Source organism: Phormidium sp. CCY1219 (assembly GCF_055795085.1).
Genome location: NZ_JAYFEQ010000175.1, coordinates 1 through 2,116, shown reverse-complemented (window position 1 = coordinate 2,116; position 2,116 = coordinate 1). Strand labels below are relative to the sequence as shown.

At 47.2% G+C, this 2,116-nt stretch carries 3 protein-coding genes; 2 read left to right on the top strand and 1 reads right to left on the bottom strand.

What is annotated here, in order from left to right; all coding sequences use genetic code 11:
- The first annotated feature begins 115 nt into the window (after window positions 1-115).
- Both AC0QH1_RS01055 and AC0QH1_RS01050 read left to right on the top strand, forming a co-directional pair.
- Window positions 116-334 (top strand): hypothetical protein, encoded by a 219-nt coding sequence (locus AC0QH1_RS01055; RefSeq protein WP_324628878.1) that lies wholly within the window; start codon window positions 116-118, stop codon window positions 332-334.
- Window positions 335-1,351 carry a sensor histidine kinase gene (locus AC0QH1_RS01050; protein WP_324628877.1) on the top strand — a complete coding sequence of 339 codons (1,017 nt, stop codon included), beginning with the start codon at window positions 335-337 and terminating at the stop codon, window positions 1,349-1,351.
- Between the two features lie 129 nt (window positions 1,352-1,480).
- Here AC0QH1_RS01050 and AC0QH1_RS01045 read toward each other — a convergent pair whose 3' ends face one another.
- Window positions 1,481-1,918, bottom strand: a complete 438-nt coding sequence (locus AC0QH1_RS01045) for a hypothetical protein (protein ID WP_324628875.1) — start codon at window positions 1,916-1,918, stop codon at window positions 1,481-1,483.
- Window positions 1,919-2,116: the final 198 nt, after the last annotated feature.

Below are 2,116 nucleotides of genomic sequence, written 5' to 3'. Positions count from 1 at the left end.
CCTATGAGTCCGACTTGTCGGAAGTTCTAAAATCCCTCCGGGGAATCTCCGTCGCGTGATTCACGCAGAGTAGTCAATCGACTCGAAAACCCTGGCGCAAGCGTTATCGCCACAAATGGCAGAAGCGATCGCCCCGCCGCAATCCGGAGAAATCCCCACCGAAACCACGGTGGCCGAAATTTCGGGCGATCGCGATACCTATCTGGTGCAGAGGGTGCCAGTGAGCGATCGATGGGGAGACATTACCGGCAGAATGGCGATCGCCCAAAAAATCCCCAATCCCGTTGGCGATTCCTTAACTTACCGCAAACAGACAGAACAAACCTTGTCTTAATTGCAAGCGCAATTAACCGAACAAACCCGCCGACTCGATCGCACATCCCACGAACTCAAACAAGCGCAATCTCATCTGGTACAAAGTGAAAAAATGGCCTCTCTCGGCCAATTAGTCGTCGGGGTGGCCCACGAAATCAATAACCCGGTAAATTTCATCACCGGCAATTTAGAACATGCCAGTCAATATATCCAAGAGTTGCAAGAACTCTTGCAACTCTACCAAGCAGAATTCCCCGATGCCAGTGAAGAGATTAAAGAACTCGAAGAGGAAATCGATGTCAACTTTTTAATGGACGATTTGCCTAAGTTGCTTTCTTCCATGCAAGTTGGCGCCGATCGCATCCGCGAAATTGTCTTGTCGTTACGCAACTTTTCTCGGATTGACGAATGCAAGGCGACGGCGGTGGATATCCACCAGTGCATCGACAGTACCCTGCTGATTTTGCAAAATCGCTTGAAAGGGAAAAAGAATCATCCCGAAATTCACGTGATTAAAGAATATGGAAACTTGCCATTGGTGGAGTGCTATCCGGGTCAGCTCAATCAAGTGTTTATGAACCTGCTCAGTAATGCGATCGATGCCTTGGATGAAGCCAATCAATCGAAAACCCCAGAGCAACTCAAAGCCCATCCCAATCATATTAAAATCAAAACCCAATTACGGGTGGGTCAATTTGGCTTTCCCAATCCGAAAAATGCGCCTCCGTCTTCTCTCGCCGAAGAAAACAATACCCCGTCAAACCTCCAGAATGAAAGCGAGCAAATCACCACTGAGGCGATCGAAATCCGCATTTCTGATAATGGTCCGGGAATCGCTGACTCGGTGAAGGAACAGCTTTTTCAGCCCTTTGTAACCACAAAACCGGTGGGGAAAGGAACGGGTTTGGGTCTTTCAATTAGTCGTCATATTGTGGTGGAAAAACATGGGGGGCAGCTATTTTGTCATTCTCAAACCGGCAAGGGAACCCAGTTTGCGATCGCCATTCCCACCAAACAGCAGGTCGAGTCACAATAACCACCCAATCTCTGTTTTTCCCTTCTACAACTGATGCGGCGATAGAAAAATTCCGGGTGCATTTACTAGCCTTAATTTTTTCAGGGTATATTCCAGAATTTTCTCCTATAAAAAAATGGGGCGATCGCTTTAATGAAGCGGCATCAGGTGATAGCTTCCCCAGCCTAAAATCAATCCACAAATTGCCACAACTGCCAAAATTACGAAATCCTGCCACGCTTGAAAGTTTCCCCCCTTCTGTAAGTCTAATCGGGCGATGGATGCAGCGATGAATAATATCAACCCATGCGCCGAAATATGCAGCGTTGACAAAAACAACACGAATAAAAACGCTGCCATCATTACAGTGAAAAATGCGCGAAAATCCGATTTGAGCCACTGCACCGAAACTGTGCGGATAATCGACCAAGGTGCGGCTAAAGCTTCCGCCATCAGCAGGATAGCTAGGGTAGATATCAGCCACACCCACCACTCAGCGCCGGCTTCTGATAAAACCCACCCAAAGTTAAAATAACTCACCAACAACAGGGTGAAAGAGAGTAGGGGAAGTTTTCTGATAAAACCCATGAGCTTTCCTCTGGCTAAAATCGGAAATCGCAGGTAATACTTTAGAGTTTAACTAAGTAATTCTGTCACCAAAACTACTCGTCTTCAAAACCGGACTTGAGACTTTCATCTCATCCGGCTCCTCAACAATTTGGCCTTTGTCATAGGTACCGAGGCTACCATCACTGGCAGTCTTGACATCGTGGCAATGTCTATGGA

Coding starts and splice junctions, on each gene's coding strand:
- AC0QH1_RS01055 (WP_324628878.1), top strand. CDS start 116: ATGGCAGAAGCGATCGCCCCGCCGCAATCCGGAGAAATCCCCACCGAA.
- AC0QH1_RS01045 (WP_324628875.1), bottom strand. CDS start 1,918: ATGGGTTTTATCAGAAAACTTCCCCTACTCTCTTTCACCCTGTTGTTG.